Here is a 20,508-nt window from a genome sequence, read left to right as displayed (position 1 = left end):
CAACTTAAATGTTTCACTGTAGAAACGATGTACTTTTTTTTGCATAAATAATAAAATATTATGCAGCAAAAGGGTGTCAACCTAATCCCGTATAAGACATCTACCTTCACTTACTTCTTCTTGCCAAGATGCTCACTTTTATCCATCAACTGCAAATTGATCTTGCTCAAAATCAGATTCATTTCTTTTTCGAGGCTATCTAACTCTGCATCAGTGAAGTCTACGTTGTCAACTAAATAGTTGCCAGGATATGTTAATTCTCCTCTGTTGGATATGGCACCATCATTAATGTTTTCCAAGACATTATGTATAGTCCGTAGTGTAGGAAGCTGATCTTTCAATGCATATAGAATATATTGAAACGATTCAACATGATCAATCACGAGCGACTTAATATTAGTTACGCACGCTTCTACCACTGCGTTCTCGGCTGAAACAACAGTATGAAGTCTATGCTTTCCATTTATCAAAACCACGCCATCTTTGTCTATATCCAAGGTTTCTACATCTTTGAATAATAATTTGAGTGACGGACCGCCATAAACTGTAATATTATCCATTTGGTGGTTAATCCAGTTATCGAAAAACGCTTTTCTTTCTTTCTTATAGAATAGCTTTTTCAGTACACTAACCGGAAAATACAGAAAATTGTAGAAGCGATCTTGTGTAGCAAGTCTTAAAGTAAAATTCTTTCGTATCTCTTCTCTCTCGTGATGATAAGTTATTGTTTTCTTTCGAGGTTTCTTTAATTCAGTTGCTTCTTTATCTGCATACCATACTTCAAGAAACTTGAGATAATTATTATCTCCTAAAATTGCACGTGGCATATGAGATGGTGCGCTAAATTTTCCGAACGAGCTATCATCTGTATATACATCTTTCTTCAATATAGCTATTTTTTCTTTATCCACCTTAAAAGGATTATATCCGTATGCCAACGCAAATTCAACTGCATAATCAGCAACTTCCGCAATAAAAAGATCTTTATCGTCATTAAAGTTATTCGCTAAATAATTAGCTGTCTTTCCTTCATTGTTTTCAATATACCAGTCAATGAAATTGATAAGTAAATTCTTCATATTCTAATTAAATTTTATATTCATTACATTCATTCTTTTATCACTATTTTCACACTCCCTACAAGAGCTCTTGTAGCACTCTCTCAACACCTCTAATCTTTAATTTTAGTACAATAAAGCATTTCCGTTCTGGCATAACCAAAGATTCGATCAATTCGGATCACTAACGCCTTTTCAGAAAGATTTTTTATCTCAGCTAAATACAGATGAGAAAAATCTATAGAATCAGGATCAGTGAATTTTATCACATTGTAGCTTAAATATTCCCAATACCCTCTTATGTTATGGTGCTTTCCTTCTTTTGTATCACTATCGGGATAATAGTGTATATCAAAATTCATTCCGGTGGTAAATTGCAAATAGCTCCTTTCATCAACCGGAAATTCCTGAGAACCATCTGTTATCTTATCTATTCTCCAAACACCTGACAATCGTTTGGTTGAATCTGTTGGATGTTCAACTGTTCTATCTCGCTCCACTTGATAAGCAACACCTGCAGGCGTTAAAAATTCACCGGAATTTTCATCTTGCAATGTCAATGCGTATCCGGTTTTCGATCTATTAGTGGCAAGAATAATTTTGTTTTTATCGACCTCCGCAATAGTATATTTAGAAAATATGTACTTATTATACTTATCGAAGATATTCGTTTTACCTATTGCCTGACCTACAACAAGATAATTATTATCTGTAACTTCAAAAAAGCCAATAAGTGGCAATGTCTTAGTATTAATTACATTCCATTTACCTCTAATTGTTTCTATGGGGAAACTTGGTAAATCCGGCTCTTGCTTCTCGGGAGTTTCGGGCGTTTCGGGTGCTTCGGGCGTTTGAGGGTTTTCGGGAAATTCTGAAGAATCACCCCCCGAGCTACACGAATAACCAGCAATTAAAGCTACACCCAATAGTGCTACTAACAAATTTCTGAGTTTCATAACTGATATCTAAATTCTTTTACTCAAAGGCTACCCCACACAGATAGCCTTTTATTTATAATTGTACTCTAACGAGATAACCACATAGTATACTCATCCTCTGGATCGTATTCTTCAGGTTCAAATTCGACTATACATTCCAGCGTTAATTTATTATTTGTAAATTCAGTAACTGTATATCTTGCAAGTCTTGTTTCAACTCTATGACCACTAAGATAGCCATTATATGACATCTCAAGAGTTTTTGAGTCTATCCATTTCCAAGTACCATATTCATAATCGGGTATACCATCATATTCTTTTTGCTCTTCTGTTAAATTTGCATTATATTGAACATAAGTACCGTTATTCGTAAATGTTATAGTTTCTCCATTACCAATAAAGATATATTCCGGTGCTTCTTCATCAGAAGGGACATATTCCCTTGCTTTATCTAAATTCCATGTATGACACAACAGCTTAGTTCTATCAGTAATCGCAACCTCAGGTGCTTTACTAACATCATACATTTCTCCATTCACCGTAATCGTTGCTCCCGATTCGGTAATGCTTATCACTATCGTACCAAATTCCTTTAAGTCTAACTTATACTCATTACCTTCTGTACTTTTGGTCGAATAATCGCCAAAAATAACAATGATGTAAGTTTCTCCGGCGCGAGTTACCGAGCGAGAACCTTCAGTCGGTATGGTGGTGCGTTGCGTAATGATATACTTCTGATCTCCGGTAAACTCGAAAGAGCCATATTCGGCATTTTGGTTAGAAACTTCCCATTTGCCTACAAGAGGGGCATTGGTGGTTGAATCGTCCGGACCATCATCATCCGAACTACAAGAATAAAAACTTAACCCTAAGGTTAATGCAGCAAATGCTAAGAAAGTTTTGAAATGTTTTACTCGTACCATAATAATATAGTATTTAGTGGTTCTTCTGCCAGTTCCCAAAAGAAGAGTTTATAGGATAAAGAAAGCGTGGAACTGTTGGCTTACTTTATCAAGTGCGGTTCTGGTAAACCTTGGAAGTAAAATAAGCAACAGCCCACGCCTATACAGCATGAGAGCAGTCAACTCATTCTCCTTCCTTTAAAATTTACCAGATTTCACTTGAGAGAGATAAGTCAAACACTTTCAATGTTTGATTTCTAAGATGTCTACCAATTATTGCTAATCGGTACGACAAATATAGTTATTATTCAGAACATTTCAAGCATTTCTGCTCTAAATGGGCTGTTGCGGTTACAAAGGTGTGTGTTATTGCTGTAAAAAGCAAAGTCCTTTTTAGTCCTTTTCTTTGAGCAATCTCTGTTTTTTCTTTTATTTGCATCATGAAACAAACGCCCGAACTTGCCGCACTTAAAGAAGCATTAGAAAAATCCGTTCATCGAAAGATGAATGGCCCTACCGATTATGAATTCCTGTCGGATGCCATCAAACAGAAACAGAAAGAAGGATTGAACCCTACCACCCTCAAACGTTTATGGGGTTACATTAGCGGAGCAGAAGCACCACGGCGGAGCACGCTGGACATTCTTTCCAAATTCCTCGGTCATGAAGACTGGGACGGTTTTCTTAAGTATCTGGCAGATAATAGCGAAGTAGAATCAAGCTTCTTTAGTGCCAAGAGAATTGATTGTAAAGACTTAACCGTGGGCGATAGGATCTCCGTCAGTTGGCGCCCTAATAGAAAGTGCGAGTTTGAGTATTTGGGTAATGCCCGTTTCAAAGTAATAAGCTCTTTGCATGCCAAGCTCCAACCCGGCGACACATTTGAGTGCCTATCGTTTGTACAAAACCAACCGCTCTATCTCACCAATTTGGTTCAGGGCGAGAATGAGGCGGTCGGCTATGTGGCAGGGGCTAAGGGAGGGTTGGTGATGGTGGAAATAGAGATGTAGTATTACCTATATATTATTTTTGCATCACAGTTTTTATTCCAATTGGGCAACCGTTTAGTTGTGCTTGGTATGGAAATTAAGCCGTTGCTATTGGAAAATGCATACGAACCAATAGATTCTAACGACTTGGGAAAAGTTACTTTCAACAATGGGCAATGAGCGAAACTTGCTTCTCCAATTACTTTAAGCGAAACGGAAAGTGTAATTACACACAAGTTATCACACCCATAAAAGGCATATCGTTCAATTTCGACTATGCGGTCTGGCAGGCTCACCTCCTTAAGTGAATGAGATCTGCGGAAAGCCCCTTCGCCTATTTTGGTAACAAAATATGTTTTACCTTCATAATTCACTATACCAGGAACTTTAATCGTTCCGGAATACTCCTTACCTGTTTTTCTAACTAAAGCAACTTCGGTTGGCGATATTTTCGAATAATAGAGCATTACTCCATCAGTATTAAGGTGACCAAAATTCAAACTATAAGAATTTGTCTGAGCCAAACCAGACAAAGAAAAGCCTACAAATATCACAAACAATCGGAACCTGATTAAAGAATGTGTGAACCTGCTTATATTCAACTTACTCAACAGCCAAGCCTCGATCTGTTCAATCCTGAACAGAAATAATTCAAAGGCTTCATGTAATTTGCAATAACTCATTTTATGGCTGTTAAGTTTACTTTTGCAAAGTTATGGAGCCTTCAGGGCACTATTATTATCAGGAAATTCTCATCTAATTATCATCTTATTATCAGGAAAACAACTATATTTACACCCAATTACTAATAATTACAAATATGCCCCGGATTTACACTACAGAATTAAAAAGGCTCAAACAAGAGATAGAAGAGAAACTCGGTCTAACAAGAGAAAAACCTGGACACATAGCACGAAAGGTCGGTGAAAAATTAGATGAAATATCCAAAGGAGGAATAAGCTCTGCCACACTGAATAGAATATGGTATAATAATTGCTCCAAAGAAGAATGTATAGGTTTTGAGGATGCCACCATCAATACCCTCCTTAAAATATTAGGATATAAGAATTGGGAGGAATATAAAAAATATTTAAATCAAGAAAATAACAATAAAATAACCATCGAAAATCCGGCAAACACATTTTACGAAGTAGATATAGACATCTCCCGATTAGAGCAAGGCGAAGAGATCGTAATTGGATATACAAATAAATATGCAAAATTACGATATATTGATGGGTTTGAATTTGAAGTTTTAGAAAGCCATAATACTCGTAAAAAAACAGGCGAACGATTTATAACACCCGGATTCAGTACAATAATATCCGGTTCCGGTGAAGTAAATATAATGCTTGACGACTATGGAGATGGTTATTTTGACTATCAGACAGAAGAATATGGAGAAGTATTTGACGACGATTATTTTTATCTCTAAAATATTATTTACCCGAAACATCTACGGAGCTACCATCATGCTCCGTAGCTGCTCTATCTACAAAGAAACCGAAAACATCTTGTGTATAATTAGCAAAGTCATTATCCTTTGTCTCAATATACTTACCACAAAGTTCGTCTTCCTTTGCTGCACGATAGCATTCATCGAAAACTTCTTTAAATGCCGCAGCAAATTCATCGCCCACTTTCAAGCTATCACTTAGTAATGAATCAACAGGGGCAAAGAAATATCTCATTTTTTCTTCATAACGATTGTATTCACTTAGTTTCGCCCCATCTTGCCTATCGAAAGATAAAGCCCCCACAAGCACAACCCCCACCCCACAGGCCACTACCCAATACCGCCACCTACCCGAAGCCGATTGTAATGCAGCTCTCAGTTCTTCTACCGATTGATACCGACGCTTCGGATCATCAGCCATGCATTTATTAATCACTTTCCTCGAACCGATATTCAATTCTTTCAGTACTCGTCCGATGGCATAAATATCACTGGCAGGAGATAAGTCAGCACTTCCGTTTATCTGTTCCGGAGCCGTGTATCCTTCTGTTCCGGCAGGTTGATAGATAAAACAATCCTGATAAGCAAAGCCAAAGTCAATTAGCTTCACATGGTTTCCTTGCCGGGTGATTAAGATGTTAGTTGGTTTTAGGTCTAAGTGCAAAACCTGATGCAGGTGCAGGTAGTCGATGGCAGAGGTAAGTTCGTCGACAAAGCGTTTCCGATTGGCTTTGTCTTTGAAGTAGTTGGGCTTCATCTTAATAAACTGATTCAGCGGAAGCCCATCTACATATTGCATAAAGATTTCGGTGTCGGTTCCATTTACATATCGCACAATATTGGGATGATCCAAATGCTGCCCCACTTCAAACTCTTTTTTCAGCGCTTCCAAGTATAGCGGGTCGGTAGTAAACTCTTGCTTCAACTGCTTCATCAAGAGCCATTTACCATCCCGGTTAACTTTGTAGCAAAAAGAAGTTGCACCCTCGCCAATAAGCAGCGAGAGAGAAGACATAACAGGTTGCGATGTATTTTGCAGAATAAAACTCGGCTCCACACATAAACTATTTATGGGTTATAGCACAAAATTAATTATTTATATTACTATGCCACAACGAAAGAAGTCTTTTTTCAATACTTCTTTCGTTTCCCAATAGTCCACCAACCTTAGAAGGCGTTATGAAACAGTTTCTTACTTTTTCAAATCTTCTGATATATCCCTCACCTTACGCTTAGCCTCCGTCATCAAGTCTTCTGCTTTATCCGAGATAATATCAGAATATTCCTTAGCTTTATGAGATAGTGAATCGAAGAAAGATTTAGATTGATCTTTGATCTTTTCATATTTCCCGGTTAGATACTTACTCCAATCAATATCCATTCCTTCTTTATCCATAAAATCCATAACTACCATTACAGATCTCTTAGCCTGTTCTTCTGTCAAACCGGCTTCAACTTGTAGTCTTTTAATTAAATTTTCCATAGGGCTTGAGTTATTGTTTGTGTAAGTAACAAAGGATGCGGTAGGAATGTTTGAGGAAGTAAAAGGTATACAACAAAAAATCTTCCATAAATCGTTGACTTATAGAAGATTAATTTGTACCCTTAACGAATGAAATATTGAACCTATTCTTTGCATTTCGAGAGGTTGTCAATTATATTGAGAGCACACCTCAAATACTAAAACTGCTTCAATCATTATAATTTGCATAGGTAACTTCTATCTAGTATCCGATAGAAGCTACCCCACTCTACATCAAGAACGGTTACTCGTGAAAAAATCTGGAAAAAAAATTAAGCTTTTTCTCCATAGACATCCACCGAAACATTAGGATTGAGGTTATAACTCTTATATACCTCAATCATTAAGGCTTTAAGTTCATCCATATTAATATAATTGTTTTCCTCAATACTAGGCACTACTATGGCATCATGGATTGAAACAACTTTCCAACCACGATTATAACATTCTGTTAATATCCGACGAAACAAACGGCTTTCAAACCGCATCATTAAGTGAGGCAGTTTATCTGACTTCTTCATATTTCTGATAACCTTCCATACATTAGGGTATTGTTTCACGAATATTTTAGCAAAGTCTTTATTTCTTGTTGTAGTGCTATGGCTATAAAAAACCTCTTTAAATAGAGTGGCTTTCACTTCTCCCCTATTCATCGACCCAAAGGTTTCAACAAAATCATCCCAAAACTTCCCTTTACTCGTAACATAGATATATTTCAGAACATCATTTGAAACACCTATCTTCTTAACATTCAACATATTACAGAGTTGTTTGGATACATTATGGTCTTTATTATTATCATATTCCGTAATAGATAAATTATATAAACAATCCAATATATCATTATTGATTTTATAATATTTAATTAAATAATAAGAAAATAATAAAGGATGAGAATTAGATATATCTAATTGATATTTAATATTATAGAATGGTTTTAATACTTTTGGTAAGTTTGTAAAATAATGATATATTCTATTATTATTATCAACACTAACTACTCTCAACTCATCTTTATTAAAATCTTCAATTCTACTTAGATAGAAATGATAACTGTGTGAACTACTATATTTACGAGAATGGATATATTCAATAGCCTTATCCCTCTTAGTAAGATCTAAACACGATAGTGATTCATTGTATTTAGTCACAAATTCATCTTTTTTTGTATTTTTGAAATATTCTTGTTCTAGCTTGTTTTTACATTTTTCATATTTATGAATATACTCTATTACTTTCAAATTTTTCGATTCTAAAAATTCTATACTCCAATTTAGAAGACTAATACCTCTGCTTTTTTTGCTAGGTGTATAGGCGGTTTCCATATCAATAATTCTCATTTTTTTAAGGTTATAAAGCATATCGCCATAACAATCGCCAAGAATACTTGTCAATATTTTATACTCTACACGTATTCTATTTTCCTTATTTGTTCTACACCGTATAATTATCAAGTGAAGAAGAAATATATATTTATGACACAAAACAGCCTTTCGAGGAGCCTTTTTAGCATTTTTAGTTACTTCTAACTTTGGCATAGCACAATTTTCGTCACATGTTATTTCTTGCCAATTTGCCACCCTAGTGATGGGAGTTGTGACGAATTCGATATGAGCATCTACTATTTCATCAATGCTTATATTTGAAAATTGAGCTATTCTGATTTTTCCTTCTTTTATCTTTCCCATGATTTTTTTGCTAAAATACGGCTTTTCTGCTTTATTGTGATATTTATTAGTAGAAGTAACATTAAAGTAACTTCATAATAATAAATATAAAGAAGAATCTGAAAATCATTATTCAAATAATATATAATTATGAAACAAACAAAACGAGGTGTAATGAAGAGCGGTAGCCTTAACCCAATGTGGGGAAAGAAGCAATCCGATGAAACTAAACGTAAAATATCCGATTCACAAAAGAAAAGATATGAGATAATTAGACAAGCCCTTCAAGTAGAAGACACTACAGTGAAAAAGTCAGTTGGAAGAACCGATAAAGCAGCACGTATGGATTTACTCAACCAATGCCTTCATAGGGATACAATTGCCTTTGATTCTGTTGAACAAGCTCATAACTTCGTAGCCATAATGCTCCAAAATGAGGATAGTTATCTCAAGAAAGTTATTAAGGAAGAAATAAATAGGTTTATAAATGACCGAAACAGACACGCTCAATAATGCATATTTTTAGACAATATACACATAGAATGCATACAGCAAAGAAAATAACCGTTCATCACATACTGAAATATAGAAAAATTATTCCTTGAAACGGTCAATAAGGGCTTCTAGGTCACTGAAAGACTTTATTCTAAATATCTCATGTCTTATTTCAACATATCCATTTATTGTTTTGGAATCTTCCTCTTCAAACAATTCTTGAATTGGAACTTCCAAGGCAGCGGCAATCTTTTCTAAAACCGCAACAGAAGGATTACCATTAATATGGTTACTAAGCCCCACACGATTAATCCCCATACGTTCTGCTAAGGTCTGTACTGTTAGACCTTTTTCTTTAATAACATCCTTAATTCTTAATCCCATTTTCTTTACTATTAAGTGTAATGTAGCAAATATACAATCTATGACATTTCGTATATCAATCAATATACATAATTAATGTTAATGTAGGGCAAATAATATGCATTTTATTTTAATACGTATATTTAATGCACTACATTTGCAATACAATAATTAACCAATAACACTACAAGTATATGAAGCGGTATAATAAACAACAGATAATGAAGGATGCACACAAACTTTATAGCAATGAATTTCAACGCAGAGGACGTTCATGGTCTGAATGTTTGAAAGCTGCTTGGTCTTGGGAAAAAGATGCTGTTCGCATTCGTGAAGAAAAAGCAGAAAAGCTTAATGCTATCATTGCAGCAAGTTGGGCTGCACACGATGCTCGCAAAGAGCAGAAACAAAAAGAAGTTTGCTTTAGTGGGTTATCCGCAGAAGCGGTTTCATTTGCGATGGGTTACGGTCGTGGGAGTGGTTCATATTGCGGAGATTAAAATGGCTGAAACAGAAAAACACGAAAGAATCTATTTTGACATGTTGGTTGGAGTGATTGATAATGCTATTTGGCATTACAAAAACTACGATGAAAGAGTAAAGAACGAATATTCACTTCTATAAAGTTTGAATATTAGTTGATTATCAGCAGTTTATCAAAACACCCTATTCCAAAACATTCAAAAACAAAGATTTACCAATAAAACAGAATATTATGAGCCTTAAGAATAGTTATGTAACGAGTGATTTTATAGAATGGGATTCAATGTTGAATTTAGTCCGTAGATTGTACGCTGATGGTGATTATCGCATGAGCTTACTAATTGCATGTGGTTCCTTCTTTGGCTTGCGAATTTCAGATTTATTAACCTTAACTTGGGGGCAGCTCCTAGAAAATAGTACCTTTGCACTTAATGAGAAAAAAACAGGGAAACGGAGAGAAATTAAAATCAACCCTCAACTGCAAAAGCATATACAAGATTGTTACCATGCTTTAAATATCACATATATGGATGAGAAATGCTTTTTGAGTCGCAAAAAAGTAGTCTTCTCTATTCAGCGGATAAATGTGCGTTTTAAAGAGATTAAGAAAGGCTATAAATTAAAGGTGGAACATTTCAGCACTCACTCAATGCGGAAAACATTTGGTAGGCAAGTGGTTGAAATGGCAGGTCAAAATAGCGAATTTGCACTCATAAAACTATCAGAGCTATTTAACCATGCGGATGTGATGACAACAAGGCGGTATCTAGGTTTGCGGAATGAAGAGCTGCTTGAAACATACGATATGTTAAGTTTTTAAGCTATTTTAAAATAACTGTTCACAAAGAACGTCTAATCCCCAAACATTTTTTATCTTTGCGGCGCTACATTAGTAGCAAGCATATTATAAGAAGCGTTTAATATTCTTGTCAAGGAAACTTCGACACTTTTCAGCGACACGAGAATAGGATTAGGCGTTCTGCTTTTCGTATATATCATCAATATATATGCGTTAAAGGCGTGAGCGGTTATTTTATTCGTGTCGTGGGCAAGTCGAAGGCCTCCTTGACGGATAATTAACAAGGCTCACGCTTCTTTATTATACAAATAGCACTGTAGGGTCTGAGGTGCAAAATAAACGTTTTTTATTTATGAAAAAATTATTTATTATTGCTATCATTTTTATGATAGGTTCTAATGCTATGGCACAAAAAGGTGAAATGGCTGGTGGTATTTTACTTAATTACGGCACTGAAATTGAAAGTTTGGGCATTGGGGCTAAATTTCAGTATGGTATTACAGACGCGATTCGCATTGAGCCCTCTTTTGACTATTATTTCGGAAAAAATGACTTTAATATGTTTGATTTCAATGCCAACGTCCATTATCTGTTTAATGTTGCTCCGAAAATTAATATTTATCCATTAGCAGGCTTAGGTTATACTAGTTGGAAGACTGTTGACTTTGACTTTGACTTTGGATACGACGATGACGACTTCGACCTTTGGACACGTGCAAACTATGATGACGACGATGACTATGATGAATATGATAGCGGAAGTTCTCGTAGTGGAAAAATCGCCATCAACTTAGGTGCTGGTGCTGAATACCAACTCACGAATAAATTGAAAATTAATGCTGAATTGAAATATCAGATTATCAGTAATTTCAATCAGCTTGTGTTTGGTGTGGGTTTAGCATATAAATTTTAAGGGACAATAGAAATGAAGAAATCTTTTTATTTTTTAAGCGTACTTTTACTTAGTAGTGTCTCATTTATAGCTTGTTCTTCCGATGATGACAAGAACAACGATGAACTTATAGGCAAATGGCAAGTTGAATCTTTTTCCGATGAAGATGAATATGAGTATTCATCTTGTGATTATTTAGCTTGGTTTGAACTGAAAAGCGATGGAACTTATACAGAATATGATAGTGAGGGCAAAACAACGGAAGGGAGTTGGTCAAAAAAAGGGAACATATTAACAGTTGCTTCTGAGGATGTTCTATTTCCGATAACAATAAAGATTGTTTCTTTGACAAACGACAAGTTGGTTCTTCAATTTACTACTTTTGAGAAAAGTTGGGTTACATATAAGAAAATTGGATAAATTAGTTATTTACTTTTTTATGTGAGTAAAATAAAGCTCGTAAAAGTGAACAATAAATCACATTTTACGAGCTTTTAGTTTCAATATGAAGTCAGTAGTTGACGACCTCACAATGACCTCAATATCCACTAAGAATATTAGTGAATATTAAAACATCGTATAAACAGCTGAAAATCAATAATATACCTATTTATCCCCAAAAACGACTTTCTAAAATATTCATTTTTAGTTATTCCTCAATGAAAATGAATATCATTCTATGTTAAAAATAAACAACTTAGATTTTAACATTAATTTTAAAATATTAAATTTCTGTTAAAATATTCTGATTATTTGGGAATTAATATTTTTTCTGATACGTTTGCATTGTTCCGACACACTAAATCCCAGACAATCAGAACAGTACGTCTACATTTATCAGTAAGACAAACCCACCACGAGAAAATACTTCCATTTCATTTTAATTGAAAGAGGTCAGAAGTAGGGCAGCACTTCATGCGCATGCACTTCCCTACTTTGTGAGTTTGATTGAAGTGCAAATATAATCCTAAGCTATTATTAACTTAGGAAGCTTTAAATATGAGCAACAGTGAGAACCGAAATTTTAACTAAAGAAGAAATCTTAAAATCTGGAAAATACAAAAGTTTGAGTGACAAAGATATTGAGAGATTAATCGAAACACTATACTTATACTCTTTACTAAGCTATAGTGCATTTATCCACATAAAATATTATAATGATGAAAGACTTTGAAATAAAAAAATTCGCTAAAGGCGAAAAACCAAAAACCTCCAAAGATGGAGGTACCGTAATAATTTACACACGTGTAAGTAGTAGTGAACAAATTGATGGACAAAGCCTTGAAGTCCAGCTCGACAAATGTAGAGAGTATGCTCGAACACACTCTTATACTGTATTAGAAGAGTTTGGCGGCACTTATGAATCCGCTAAAAGCGATAAGGAACGTAAAGAGTTTACTCGCATGCTTAATTTCATAAGGAAAATTAAAATAGACTTTGTTATCGTATTTAGCACATCACGCTTTAGCAGAACTGGGAGCACGACAATTATCGAGGAAGTTGAAGCAAGAGGAGCTTATGTCCTTTCTGCAACATCAAACTACGACCCAAGAACTCCAACTGGCAAATATATGCAACTCATGGAACTAGCGAATGCTAGATTTCAGAATGACGACAAACGTGTTACAACAATAGAAAATAGTCTAAAGGCTCTATTGAAAGGTCGTTGGATAGGAAAAGCTCCAAGAGGTTATGATCAAAAGACTACAAAGAAGGAGCAAATTATAGAAATCAACGATGAAGGAAAAAAGCTTCGTAAAGCATTTGTTTGGAAAGCTAATGAAAATATCACAAACGAAGAAATTCGCAAACGTTTAGAATTAGAGGGGTTTTGCATATCTAAACAAAAGCTATCAGAAGCATTTAAAAACCCTTTCTATGCTGGATATATGGCTCACAAGTTCTTGCAAGGAGATATTGTTCTAGGAAACCATCCCCCTCTAATATCCAAAGAGATTTTTCTAAAAGTAAATGGACATTTAGCAAAAAACCATAATGGTTATGAACAAAAATTAGATAAAGATTATGCTCCCCTTTTAGGGAGCATTAAATGCCCATGCTGTGGAAAAAACTTATCCGCCAGCTTATCTACTAAAATGAGAAAGAAATTTAATCGAAACATTGGGTATTATGTATGCGGACGTAAAGGATGCAAATTTAATTGTTCAACCAAGAACGTGCATGATGCCTATTCTTTTCTTTTAGATAGTTATGCTATCGCTCCAATTGATGAAGAATTATTAAAACTACAACTTGAAAAAACATTTAATAACCTCAATACTGAGAATAAAGAAAGGGCAGCAGAAATAAAAGCGCATTTAAGAAACAAACAGAAAGAGTTAGATAAAGTAGAAACCAATTATGCTCTTGCCACAAGTACTAAACAAAGAGAGATATGCCAAAAAGTAATGGACAGACTAGAAAAAGAAATCATCGAAATTCAAAAGGAATATCAGAATATTGATTTGGAATTATTGAACCTAGATAAATTTCTTGATTATAGCCTCCATCTACGAAACAACTTATTGGAAATGTGGAGATTACAAGGCTTAAGCGGAAAAAGAAAAATGCAAGAAATGCTTTTTCCTAACGGTTTTCAATACAATAAAAATAATGAGGTTATTGAACCTAATAAGGTGAATCCTTTCTTCGTTATAAACCCCTTAAAATCAGCGAAATACCAATATAAAAAAGAAAAGACGGATAGAGAAAAACCCCATCCGTCCCTTAGTGTACTCGAAGGGGGACTTGAACCCCCACAGCCGTTATGGCCAAAGGATTTTAAGTCCTTCGTGTCTACCATTCCACCATTCGAGCAACATATAAAAGATCGAGAGCGAAAGACGGGATTCGAACCCGCGACCCTAACCTTGGCAAGGTTATGCTCTACCAACTGAGCTACTTTCGCGTTTTAACGGGTGCAAAGATAAAAGGATTTCATATAACAGCCAAACTTTTTAGGCTGAAAGTTCACTTTATTTAGGCATATTTCCATTTACGGTACTCAAAATCTGACTAATCGCCTCCAATTCTTCCTTAGTAAAGGAGCTATTATTCAATGCATCGAGGTTATCCGACAACTGACGCACAGAGCTTGCACCTATTATAACAGAAGTTACATATTCATTATTCAATACCCAAGCCAAAGCCATCTGCGCTAAAGATTGGTTTCTCCTTTCGGCCAACTCATTTAACGAACGAGCTGCCCTAATTTTATCTTCTGATATTTGTTCGCGCTTTAGGAAGCCGGTGGCACGGGCAGCACGCGATCCTTCCGGAATGCCGTATAGATACTTATTAGTCAGCATCCCCTGTGCCAATGGAGAAAACGCAATAAATCCTGCACCTGCTTCGTGAGCAGATTGCAATGTTCCATTTTCAACATCACGAGTAAACATGCTGTATCTATCTTGATGAATCAGGCAAGGAACTCCTGCATTCTTTAGGATGCCATAAGCCTGTTTAGCCTTATCGACCGGATATTTGGAAATCCCAACATACAATGCTTTCCCTTGTCGAACTATATCAATTAAGGCTTGCATGGTTTCTTCCACAGGAGTAACACCATCATAACGATGACTATAGAAAATATCGAAATAATCCAGACCTGTTCGTTTCAGGCTTTGGTTGATACTTGCCATCAGGTTCTTACGAGAACTACCATCACCATAAGGTCCGGGCCACATCAGGTGCCCTGCCTTCGAGGAAATAATCATTTCATCCCGATAACCTAAAAAGTTTCTTTTGAGAATCTTGCCGAAATTAGTCTCCGCAGATCCGGGAGACGGTCCATAATTATTAGCCAGATCAAAATGAGTGATTCCGGCATCAAAAGCATATTTAATCATATCTCCGGCTACGCCGAAGTCGTCTACATCACCAAAGTTGTGCCACAATCCTAAAGAGATACGGGGAAGCAGCAATCCGCTGTTACCACAGTACTCATAAGGCATCTTGTCGGTATAGCGGGTTTCGGAAGGGATATAGTTCATATCAGGTTCTATTTGTTTATATTATTTTGAACCGCAGATTTACACAGATTTGCACAGATTATTATTTTATTTAAAATCTGCGTAAATCTGTGGTTCAATTATATTTTCACTTATTTCAGTAACGCTTTCTCAGCAGCTTCCGCCCGTTCAAAGTCAAACCCATCCATCACGTTCTGCATAAGCACAGAAACGCCTTCATTACAAAGATTTCCGATACTACCTTCATGGGTATGGGCTACTTGCTTATTATGCGTAAAGTTGCCTGCTTCAATATCTAAGCCAACTTTTTTATATGCATCGCGGAAAGGCATGCCTTCTCGGGCCAGACGATTTACTTCTTCTACACTAAATATCAGCAAATATTTATCATCATCCAGAATATGCTCGTTCACTTTTATTTCCTTCATTATGTAGGTAGTCATTTCCAAACAGTCTTTCAATTCTTCGAAAGCAGGAACAAACACCTCTTTAATAACTTGAAGATCGCGGAAATAGCCGGAAGGAAGATTATTGGCTATCATCATAATTTGCTGTGGAAGCGACTGCAACTTATTGCATTTTGCACGAGTCAATTCAAAAACATCCGGATTCTTTTTGTGCGGCATAATGCTTGAGCCGGTAGTACAATCATCCGGTAGCTTAACAAAACCAAAGTTCTGACTATTATACAGACAAGCGTCATAAGCCAGCTTCGAAATCGTTCCGGCAATACTTGCCAGCGCAAATGCCACATTGCGTTCCATCTTCCCACGCCCCATCTGCGCATACACTACATTAAAGTTCATGGAATCAAATCCTAACAGTTCGGTAGTCATGGTACGATTTAATGGAAATGAAGAGCCATATCCGGCAGCCGAGCCCAATGGGTTCCGGTTGCACATTTTATAAGCTGCTTGCAGAAACATCATATCATCTACCAGACTTTCGGCATAAGCACCAAACCATAGTCCGAAAGACGAAGGCATGGCTATTTGCAGATGCGTGTAGCCGGGCATTAATACATGTTTGTATTTCTCACTTTGGGTAATCAATACTTGAAACAAATCCTCTACTACCTCTGCTACTTCTTTAATTTGTGCACGGGTAAACAGCTTCAGGTCTACAAGAACCTGATCATTACGAGAACGTCCACTATGAATTTTTTTGCCTACATCACCTAAAGAACGGGTCAGCATCAGTTCAACTTGAGAATGCACATCTTCTACCCCTTCTTCAATAATAAAATCGCCGGCTTCGGCTTCTTTATAGATCTTCCGGAGCTCGGCAAGTAATACTTTCAGCTCTTCGGCTGTTAGCAAACCTATACTTTCGAGCATAGTGATATGAGCCATAGACCCCATTACATCATGCTTTGCAAGATAGAGATCTAATTCACGGTCGCGCCCCACAGTAAACTTTTCTATTTCTTTGTTTACTGAGACGTTCTTTTCCCAAAGTTTCTGAGACATGTCTTTGATGATTAAGCGTATTGTATCATGGCAAGAGCATCTGCCATTTTTTCTAACCCTTCTTTAAGAGGTTTTTGAATCATCCCTTTCATAAATGGATTCACATCTACACCCACAGTAAGTTTCATTTTACATTCACTTTCCGTCATGGGCACTATTTGTATCCAAAGGTTCAGGGGCATAGGAGATTGCACCGTAGCAAATTTAACACATTTATGAGGTTCTCTTTCTACCACATTAAAGGTTATTTGCCCTACCGGAGATACACTGAAGCTCAGTGTATCTGTATCAAAACTAATATCCTGTACTTTATCGGCAGGTATTTTATCTTTCAAACTCTCCAGATTGTTTAGATCCGATAGCTTATTGTATACCTGTTCGTTACTAAAGGGTATTGTTTTAACTGCGCTTTCTATTTTAGTCATACGTTATTGCTTGGTTGCCAGTTAGCCGGATCTTTACGCCATTCTTGCAAAGTAGGCACATCACTTTCGTCAATATAGTCTGTTTGTAAAGCTACATTAAGCACCGCTTCATAGTTCGTTAATGTCACCAAAGGCACTTTTGCTTCTTTAAATTTCTTCACAGCTATATCAAAGCCATAGGTAAAGGCAGCAATCATACCAATTACCTCGCAACCATCCCGACGAATAGCTTCTACAGCTTTCAAGCTGCTTCCGCCTGTTGATACTAAATCCTCTACTACTACTACTTTCATTCCCGGACGTAATTCACCTTCAATCAGATTTTCCAATCCATGATCTTTCGGGGTGGCACGTACGTAAACAAAAGGTAAATTCAGTGCATCGGCAACCAATGCTCCTTGTGGAATAGCTCCGGTGGCAACGCCTGCAATAGCATCTACCTGCCCGAACTTTTCTAATATAAGGCGAGTGATTTCAATCTTAACAAAATTACGGAGAGAGGGGTAAGATAATGTTTTGCGATTATCACAATAAAAAGGTGATTTCCAACCCGAAGCCCAGGTAAAAGGATTCGCCGGCTGAAGTTTTATCGCTTTTATCTTCAATAGTTTTTCTGCAAATAATCTCTCTAAAGTCTTCATAATTAATCGATATATAATAATATGCGATGCAAAAATACAGAAATCAGATGAATAAGGAAAGTAAAAGGGATATCTTTTTTCTAAAAGTTTTATGTAATGTAAGCTTGTAATTACTAAAACACATTAGTTATTATATTTAGTTAAGCCATCTCCCATTCTCCTAAGTTCCTTTCTTCCCGATCGAAGCTCACATCTATACTATTCACTTTTCACTATTCACTTCTTTCCTTATAACCCCTGCTCCACCACATGATACAACACCCCGAACCGTGTACGCCGCGAAGGAATTTCGTGCTTGCGCAACACCCTTCCGAATGTACTTACCTTGCTGGCAGAAAGTGGCATACCACTATGCTTCTTCATGCGCCTCAGAATCTCGGCCGGCGATAGCCACTCGCCTTCGTCGTCATTTTCGGCCATGCGGAAGTAGCGATAAAAGAGCTGTTCTTCGGTAGAAACCTGCTCAAAATCACGGTTGGCAGTAGTCATAATTTCTTCATCTTGCTGATCGAACCAGTAACGCTCACCGTCGTCAATCTCGTGCATGGCTTGTGCGTAAAGCTGATTGTAATCGATGGGGCCGGCATTGATTACGCCTGTTACTTCTATACAAATAAACCGGCGACTACCCGAAGGGTCGGTAAGCAAATCCATTTGGTTGCTGGTAGCAATAAAGGAGGCATAACGCTTCATCTCGAGCACAGAACTGGCATGAGGCTTGCGTACATTGACCACCGGTTTTTGCAAAATATGCTTCAAAAAGCCTTGCTGCTTGGGAGTAATCTGGTCGAATTCATCCATATTAATCAGTGCGAAACGATTCAGAGACAGTTCCGCGTCGCGTTTTTGCGAAAAATCTATACTATCGGTGTAATAACTACGTAGTTCGGGCGGAATCAGGTTGCGGCAGAAAGTAGACTTTCGCGTACCTTGCGCTCCCACCAATAAAGGCGAAACATTATTGGCAAACCTCTTATCGGTATTTCCTCGCCAGTGTGCCACCATATTGAGAAACCAACGATGAAATAGCAACGGCCAGTGTGGATTATGACAGGGAACGGTCTTTGCCAATGCAGCAATGCGGTCTTTCCCATCCCAACGAGGAAGGTTGTAGAGATATTCTGCCAACGGATTAAATACCGGCACCCGGTTGGAGTATATGTAGCGGTTTACATCTCTATCCCACACGGGGATACCTTCGTGTTGTGCATCAAGCAAAATACTGTTCAGCGTACGTTTGTTGATGGGCGAGAAACGAAAACGGAACGAGTGCCTTTCCCGATATTCCACCTCATCAATTTGGGTATTGTAACGAAAATCGTAGCGTCGCTTCATAAATTCATCCAACTGCAAAGCCAGTCGTTGCTCTTTGGTCATACAACTTTGGGTACCGAATCCGTTGCACTCCATATACACACTATGCACTATCTGCCGAACTACTTCCTCTTTCAGACGCATGTAATAATGAAAGCTTGTACGTTTCACGGCTTCTTCTTCGGGAATACCCGATCGGAAACAGTTCTCCGCCAAACAGGTGATGACGGGTTGCAGGTCACTTCCAAAAGAACCTGCACCGTTATTTTCGGCTTCGTACAGTTCGGTATATGTTTTTTGCACAGCAGCCTGAAACAGCATAATGCAAGCTTCTTCGGTTTCGTATCCCGGAACGGCACGCCACAAGGGCGACTTTTCGGCCTGCCTGGCTTCCCGATGCGTCTGTTCGTCGGGCATGGCAACAGGTTGTGCCAAGTAAAATTGAATAGAATCCGGACGGTACAAGGGTTCAGGATCATAAGAAAGACGCGAATACTGCTCCAACTTAGGCTCTTTCAACAAGATATCATAAGGTATTTGGGGTTGATAACATTTCACCGCCAACCGATAGGCATGGGCATGAAAAGTCTCGGCAGCCTCGCGGGTAGTAGGAAGCGAGTTGTCGGGTCGGGTAAAGGTAGTCCAGATCTTTACCGTTCGTCCACTGGAGCCGGTAAATACCAGCCGCGTTTGTGGCTGTTCCCACGCCACACGCTTTACAAGGGCTATTTCGGCCTTTCCGGACAAGGGACCCACTGTTAATTCCACAATGCCATTGTACTTTTTTAGTTGCTGGATGCCATTTACTTTCCGGAATTCTGCGGCGGGCAGTATTCGGGGCGGCTTGTTTTCCTCTGTTATGGAGATGCCGGGCAAACTGCTTTTTAGCAGTAAACGAAAGGAAGAAACGCGTTTTTCTTTGGTTTCCATCTCTATTTTCTGCAAAAAAGTGTCTAAATCCAGTGTACTTAGTGCTATATTAGCATTATTATGCCTTAGTTGAGTGACCTTTATCATGCTTTAATTTCAGTTGTTTTGTTCTATCAATTCAATTGTTTTATTATTCAAAACAAATAGTTTGCCGGTAGCAAACAATCAGTTTCCTGGTAGCAAACAAGTTGTTT

The 20,508-nt window shown here is 37.2% G+C and carries 21 protein-coding genes, 2 tRNA genes and 1 pseudogene; 9 read left to right on the top strand and 15 right to left on the bottom strand.

Annotated features, from left to right (window positions below):
• Positions 1–110: 110 nt before the first annotated feature.
• The 3 genes from D0T60_RS14130 to D0T60_RS14120 form a co-directional block, all read right to left on the bottom strand.
• Complete coding sequence (locus D0T60_RS14130) at positions 111–1,079, bottom strand: hypothetical protein (protein WP_163218753.1); 969 nt, start codon at positions 1,077–1,079, stop codon at positions 111–113.
• A gap of 92 nt (positions 1,080–1,171) precedes the next feature.
• Positions 1,172–2,014 carry a hypothetical protein gene (locus D0T60_RS14125; RefSeq protein ID WP_163218752.1) on the bottom strand — a complete coding sequence of 281 codons (843 nt, stop codon included), beginning with the start codon at positions 2,012–2,014 and terminating at the stop codon, positions 1,172–1,174.
• Positions 2,015–2,082: 68 nt separating this feature from the next.
• Positions 2,083–2,919 (bottom strand): hypothetical protein, encoded by an 837-nt coding sequence (locus D0T60_RS14120; RefSeq protein ID WP_163218751.1) that lies wholly within the window; start codon positions 2,917–2,919, stop codon positions 2,083–2,085.
• 419 nt (positions 2,920–3,338) lie between these two features.
• Between D0T60_RS14120 and D0T60_RS14115 the strand changes: the two genes are divergently transcribed.
• Entirely contained in the window at positions 3,339–3,908 is a 570-nt protein-coding gene (locus tag D0T60_RS14115) for a hypothetical protein (RefSeq protein WP_163218750.1), read from the top strand.
• 2 nt (positions 3,909–3,910) lie between these two features.
• Here D0T60_RS14115 and D0T60_RS14110 read toward each other — a convergent pair whose 3' ends face one another.
• The gene (locus D0T60_RS14110; protein WP_163218749.1) at positions 3,911–4,570 is read right to left on the bottom strand and encodes a leucine-rich repeat domain-containing protein; all 660 of its coding nucleotides are present in this window, start codon (positions 4,568–4,570) and stop codon (positions 3,911–3,913) included.
• Positions 4,571–4,707: 137 nt separating this feature from the next.
• Between D0T60_RS14110 and D0T60_RS14105 the strand changes: the two genes are divergently transcribed.
• Positions 4,708–5,322, top strand: coding sequence for a hypothetical protein (locus tag D0T60_RS14105; protein ID WP_163218748.1), 615 nt, complete (start codon positions 4,708–4,710; stop codon positions 5,320–5,322).
• 4 nt (positions 5,323–5,326) lie between these two features.
• Here the strand turns inward: D0T60_RS14105 and D0T60_RS14100 are convergent, their stop codons facing one another.
• The 3 genes from D0T60_RS14100 to D0T60_RS14090 form a co-directional block, all read right to left on the bottom strand.
• The gene (locus D0T60_RS14100) at positions 5,327–6,358 is read right to left on the bottom strand and encodes a serine/threonine-protein kinase (RefSeq protein WP_163218747.1); all 1,032 of its coding nucleotides are present in this window, start codon (positions 6,356–6,358) and stop codon (positions 5,327–5,329) included.
• A gap of 177 nt (positions 6,359–6,535) precedes the next feature.
• Complete coding sequence (locus D0T60_RS14095; protein WP_163218746.1) at positions 6,536–6,826, bottom strand: hypothetical protein; 291 nt, start codon at positions 6,824–6,826, stop codon at positions 6,536–6,538.
• A 311-nt stretch (positions 6,827–7,137) separates the two neighbouring features.
• The gene (locus tag D0T60_RS14090) at positions 7,138–8,553 is read right to left on the bottom strand and encodes a hypothetical protein (protein WP_163218745.1); all 1,416 of its coding nucleotides are present in this window, start codon (positions 8,551–8,553) and stop codon (positions 7,138–7,140) included.
• Positions 8,554–8,682: 129 nt separating this feature from the next.
• Here D0T60_RS14090 and D0T60_RS14085 point away from each other — a divergent pair, with 129 nt between their 5' ends.
• A complete protein-coding gene (locus D0T60_RS14085; protein ID WP_163218744.1) occupies positions 8,683–9,045 on the top strand; it encodes an NUMOD3 domain-containing DNA-binding protein in 363 nt (120 codons plus the stop codon).
• An 81-nt stretch (positions 9,046–9,126) separates the two neighbouring features.
• On the opposite strand, the gene D0T60_RS14080 is transcribed toward D0T60_RS14085, so the two are convergent.
• Complete coding sequence (locus D0T60_RS14080; RefSeq protein ID WP_163218743.1) at positions 9,127–9,411, bottom strand: helix-turn-helix domain-containing protein; 285 nt, start codon at positions 9,409–9,411, stop codon at positions 9,127–9,129.
• Between the two features lie 173 nt (positions 9,412–9,584).
• On the opposite strand from D0T60_RS14080, the gene D0T60_RS14075 reads away from it, so the two are divergent.
• From D0T60_RS14075 to D0T60_RS19060, 6 genes and pseudogenes are all read left to right on the top strand, one after another.
• Positions 9,585–9,890: a hypothetical protein gene (locus D0T60_RS14075; RefSeq protein WP_163218742.1), complete on the top strand. Its 306-nt coding sequence runs from the start codon at positions 9,585–9,587 to the stop codon at positions 9,888–9,890.
• 1 nt (position 9,891) lies between these two features.
• On the top strand, positions 9,892–10,014 hold the full coding sequence (locus tag D0T60_RS18965) for a hypothetical protein (RefSeq protein WP_255491709.1): 123 nt from the start codon (positions 9,892–9,894) through the stop codon (positions 10,012–10,014).
• Positions 10,015–10,105: 91 nt separating this feature from the next.
• Positions 10,106–10,693, top strand: coding sequence for a tyrosine-type recombinase/integrase (locus D0T60_RS14070; RefSeq protein ID WP_163218741.1), 588 nt, complete (start codon positions 10,106–10,108; stop codon positions 10,691–10,693).
• A gap of 331 nt (positions 10,694–11,024) precedes the next feature.
• Complete coding sequence (locus D0T60_RS14065) at positions 11,025–11,585, top strand: outer membrane protein (protein WP_163218740.1); 561 nt, start codon at positions 11,025–11,027, stop codon at positions 11,583–11,585.
• A 12-nt stretch (positions 11,586–11,597) separates the two neighbouring features.
• Complete coding sequence (locus D0T60_RS14060) at positions 11,598–11,984, top strand: lipocalin family protein (RefSeq protein WP_163218739.1); 387 nt, start codon at positions 11,598–11,600, stop codon at positions 11,982–11,984.
• Between the two features lie 737 nt (positions 11,985–12,721).
• A pseudogene (locus D0T60_RS19060) lies at positions 12,722–13,543 on the top strand (recombinase family protein); the annotation flags it as partial.
• 754 nt (positions 13,544–14,297) lie between these two features.
• Here the strand turns inward: D0T60_RS19060 and D0T60_RS14050 are convergent.
• The 7 genes from D0T60_RS14050 to D0T60_RS14020 form a co-directional block, all read right to left on the bottom strand.
• Positions 14,298–14,381, bottom strand: a tRNA-Leu gene (locus D0T60_RS14050).
• 18 nt (positions 14,382–14,399) lie between these two features.
• Positions 14,400–14,472 (bottom strand) — tRNA-Gly (locus D0T60_RS14045).
• A gap of 67 nt (positions 14,473–14,539) precedes the next feature.
• Positions 14,540–15,556: an aldo/keto reductase gene (locus D0T60_RS14040; protein ID WP_163218738.1), complete on the bottom strand. Its 1,017-nt coding sequence runs from the start codon at positions 15,554–15,556 to the stop codon at positions 14,540–14,542.
• A gap of 110 nt (positions 15,557–15,666) precedes the next feature.
• Positions 15,667–17,004, bottom strand: a complete 1,338-nt coding sequence (gene argH / locus D0T60_RS14035) for an argininosuccinate lyase (RefSeq protein WP_163218737.1) — start codon at positions 17,002–17,004, stop codon at positions 15,667–15,669.
• Between the two features lie 11 nt (positions 17,005–17,015).
• Positions 17,016–17,429, bottom strand: a complete 414-nt coding sequence (locus D0T60_RS14030; protein ID WP_163218736.1) for an SRPBCC family protein — start codon at positions 17,427–17,429, stop codon at positions 17,016–17,018.
• Positions 17,426–18,070 (bottom strand): orotate phosphoribosyltransferase, encoded by a 645-nt coding sequence (gene pyrE / locus D0T60_RS14025; protein WP_163218735.1) that lies wholly within the window; start codon positions 18,068–18,070, stop codon positions 17,426–17,428. Before pyrE ends, D0T60_RS14030 begins: the two co-directional genes overlap by 4 nt.
• A 228-nt stretch (positions 18,071–18,298) precedes the next feature.
• Positions 18,299–20,398, bottom strand: a complete 2,100-nt coding sequence (locus tag D0T60_RS14020; RefSeq protein WP_163218756.1) for a BT4734/BF3469 family protein — start codon at positions 20,396–20,398, stop codon at positions 18,299–18,301.
• Positions 20,399–20,508: the final 110 nt, after the last annotated feature.

The organism is Bacteroides sp. 224 (assembly GCF_010500995.1).
Lineage (GTDB): Bacteria > Bacteroidota > Bacteroidia > Bacteroidales > Bacteroidaceae > Bacteroides.
Note: the sequence above shows the minus strand (reverse complement) of the source record. Positions and strands in the feature narration are given on the sequence as shown.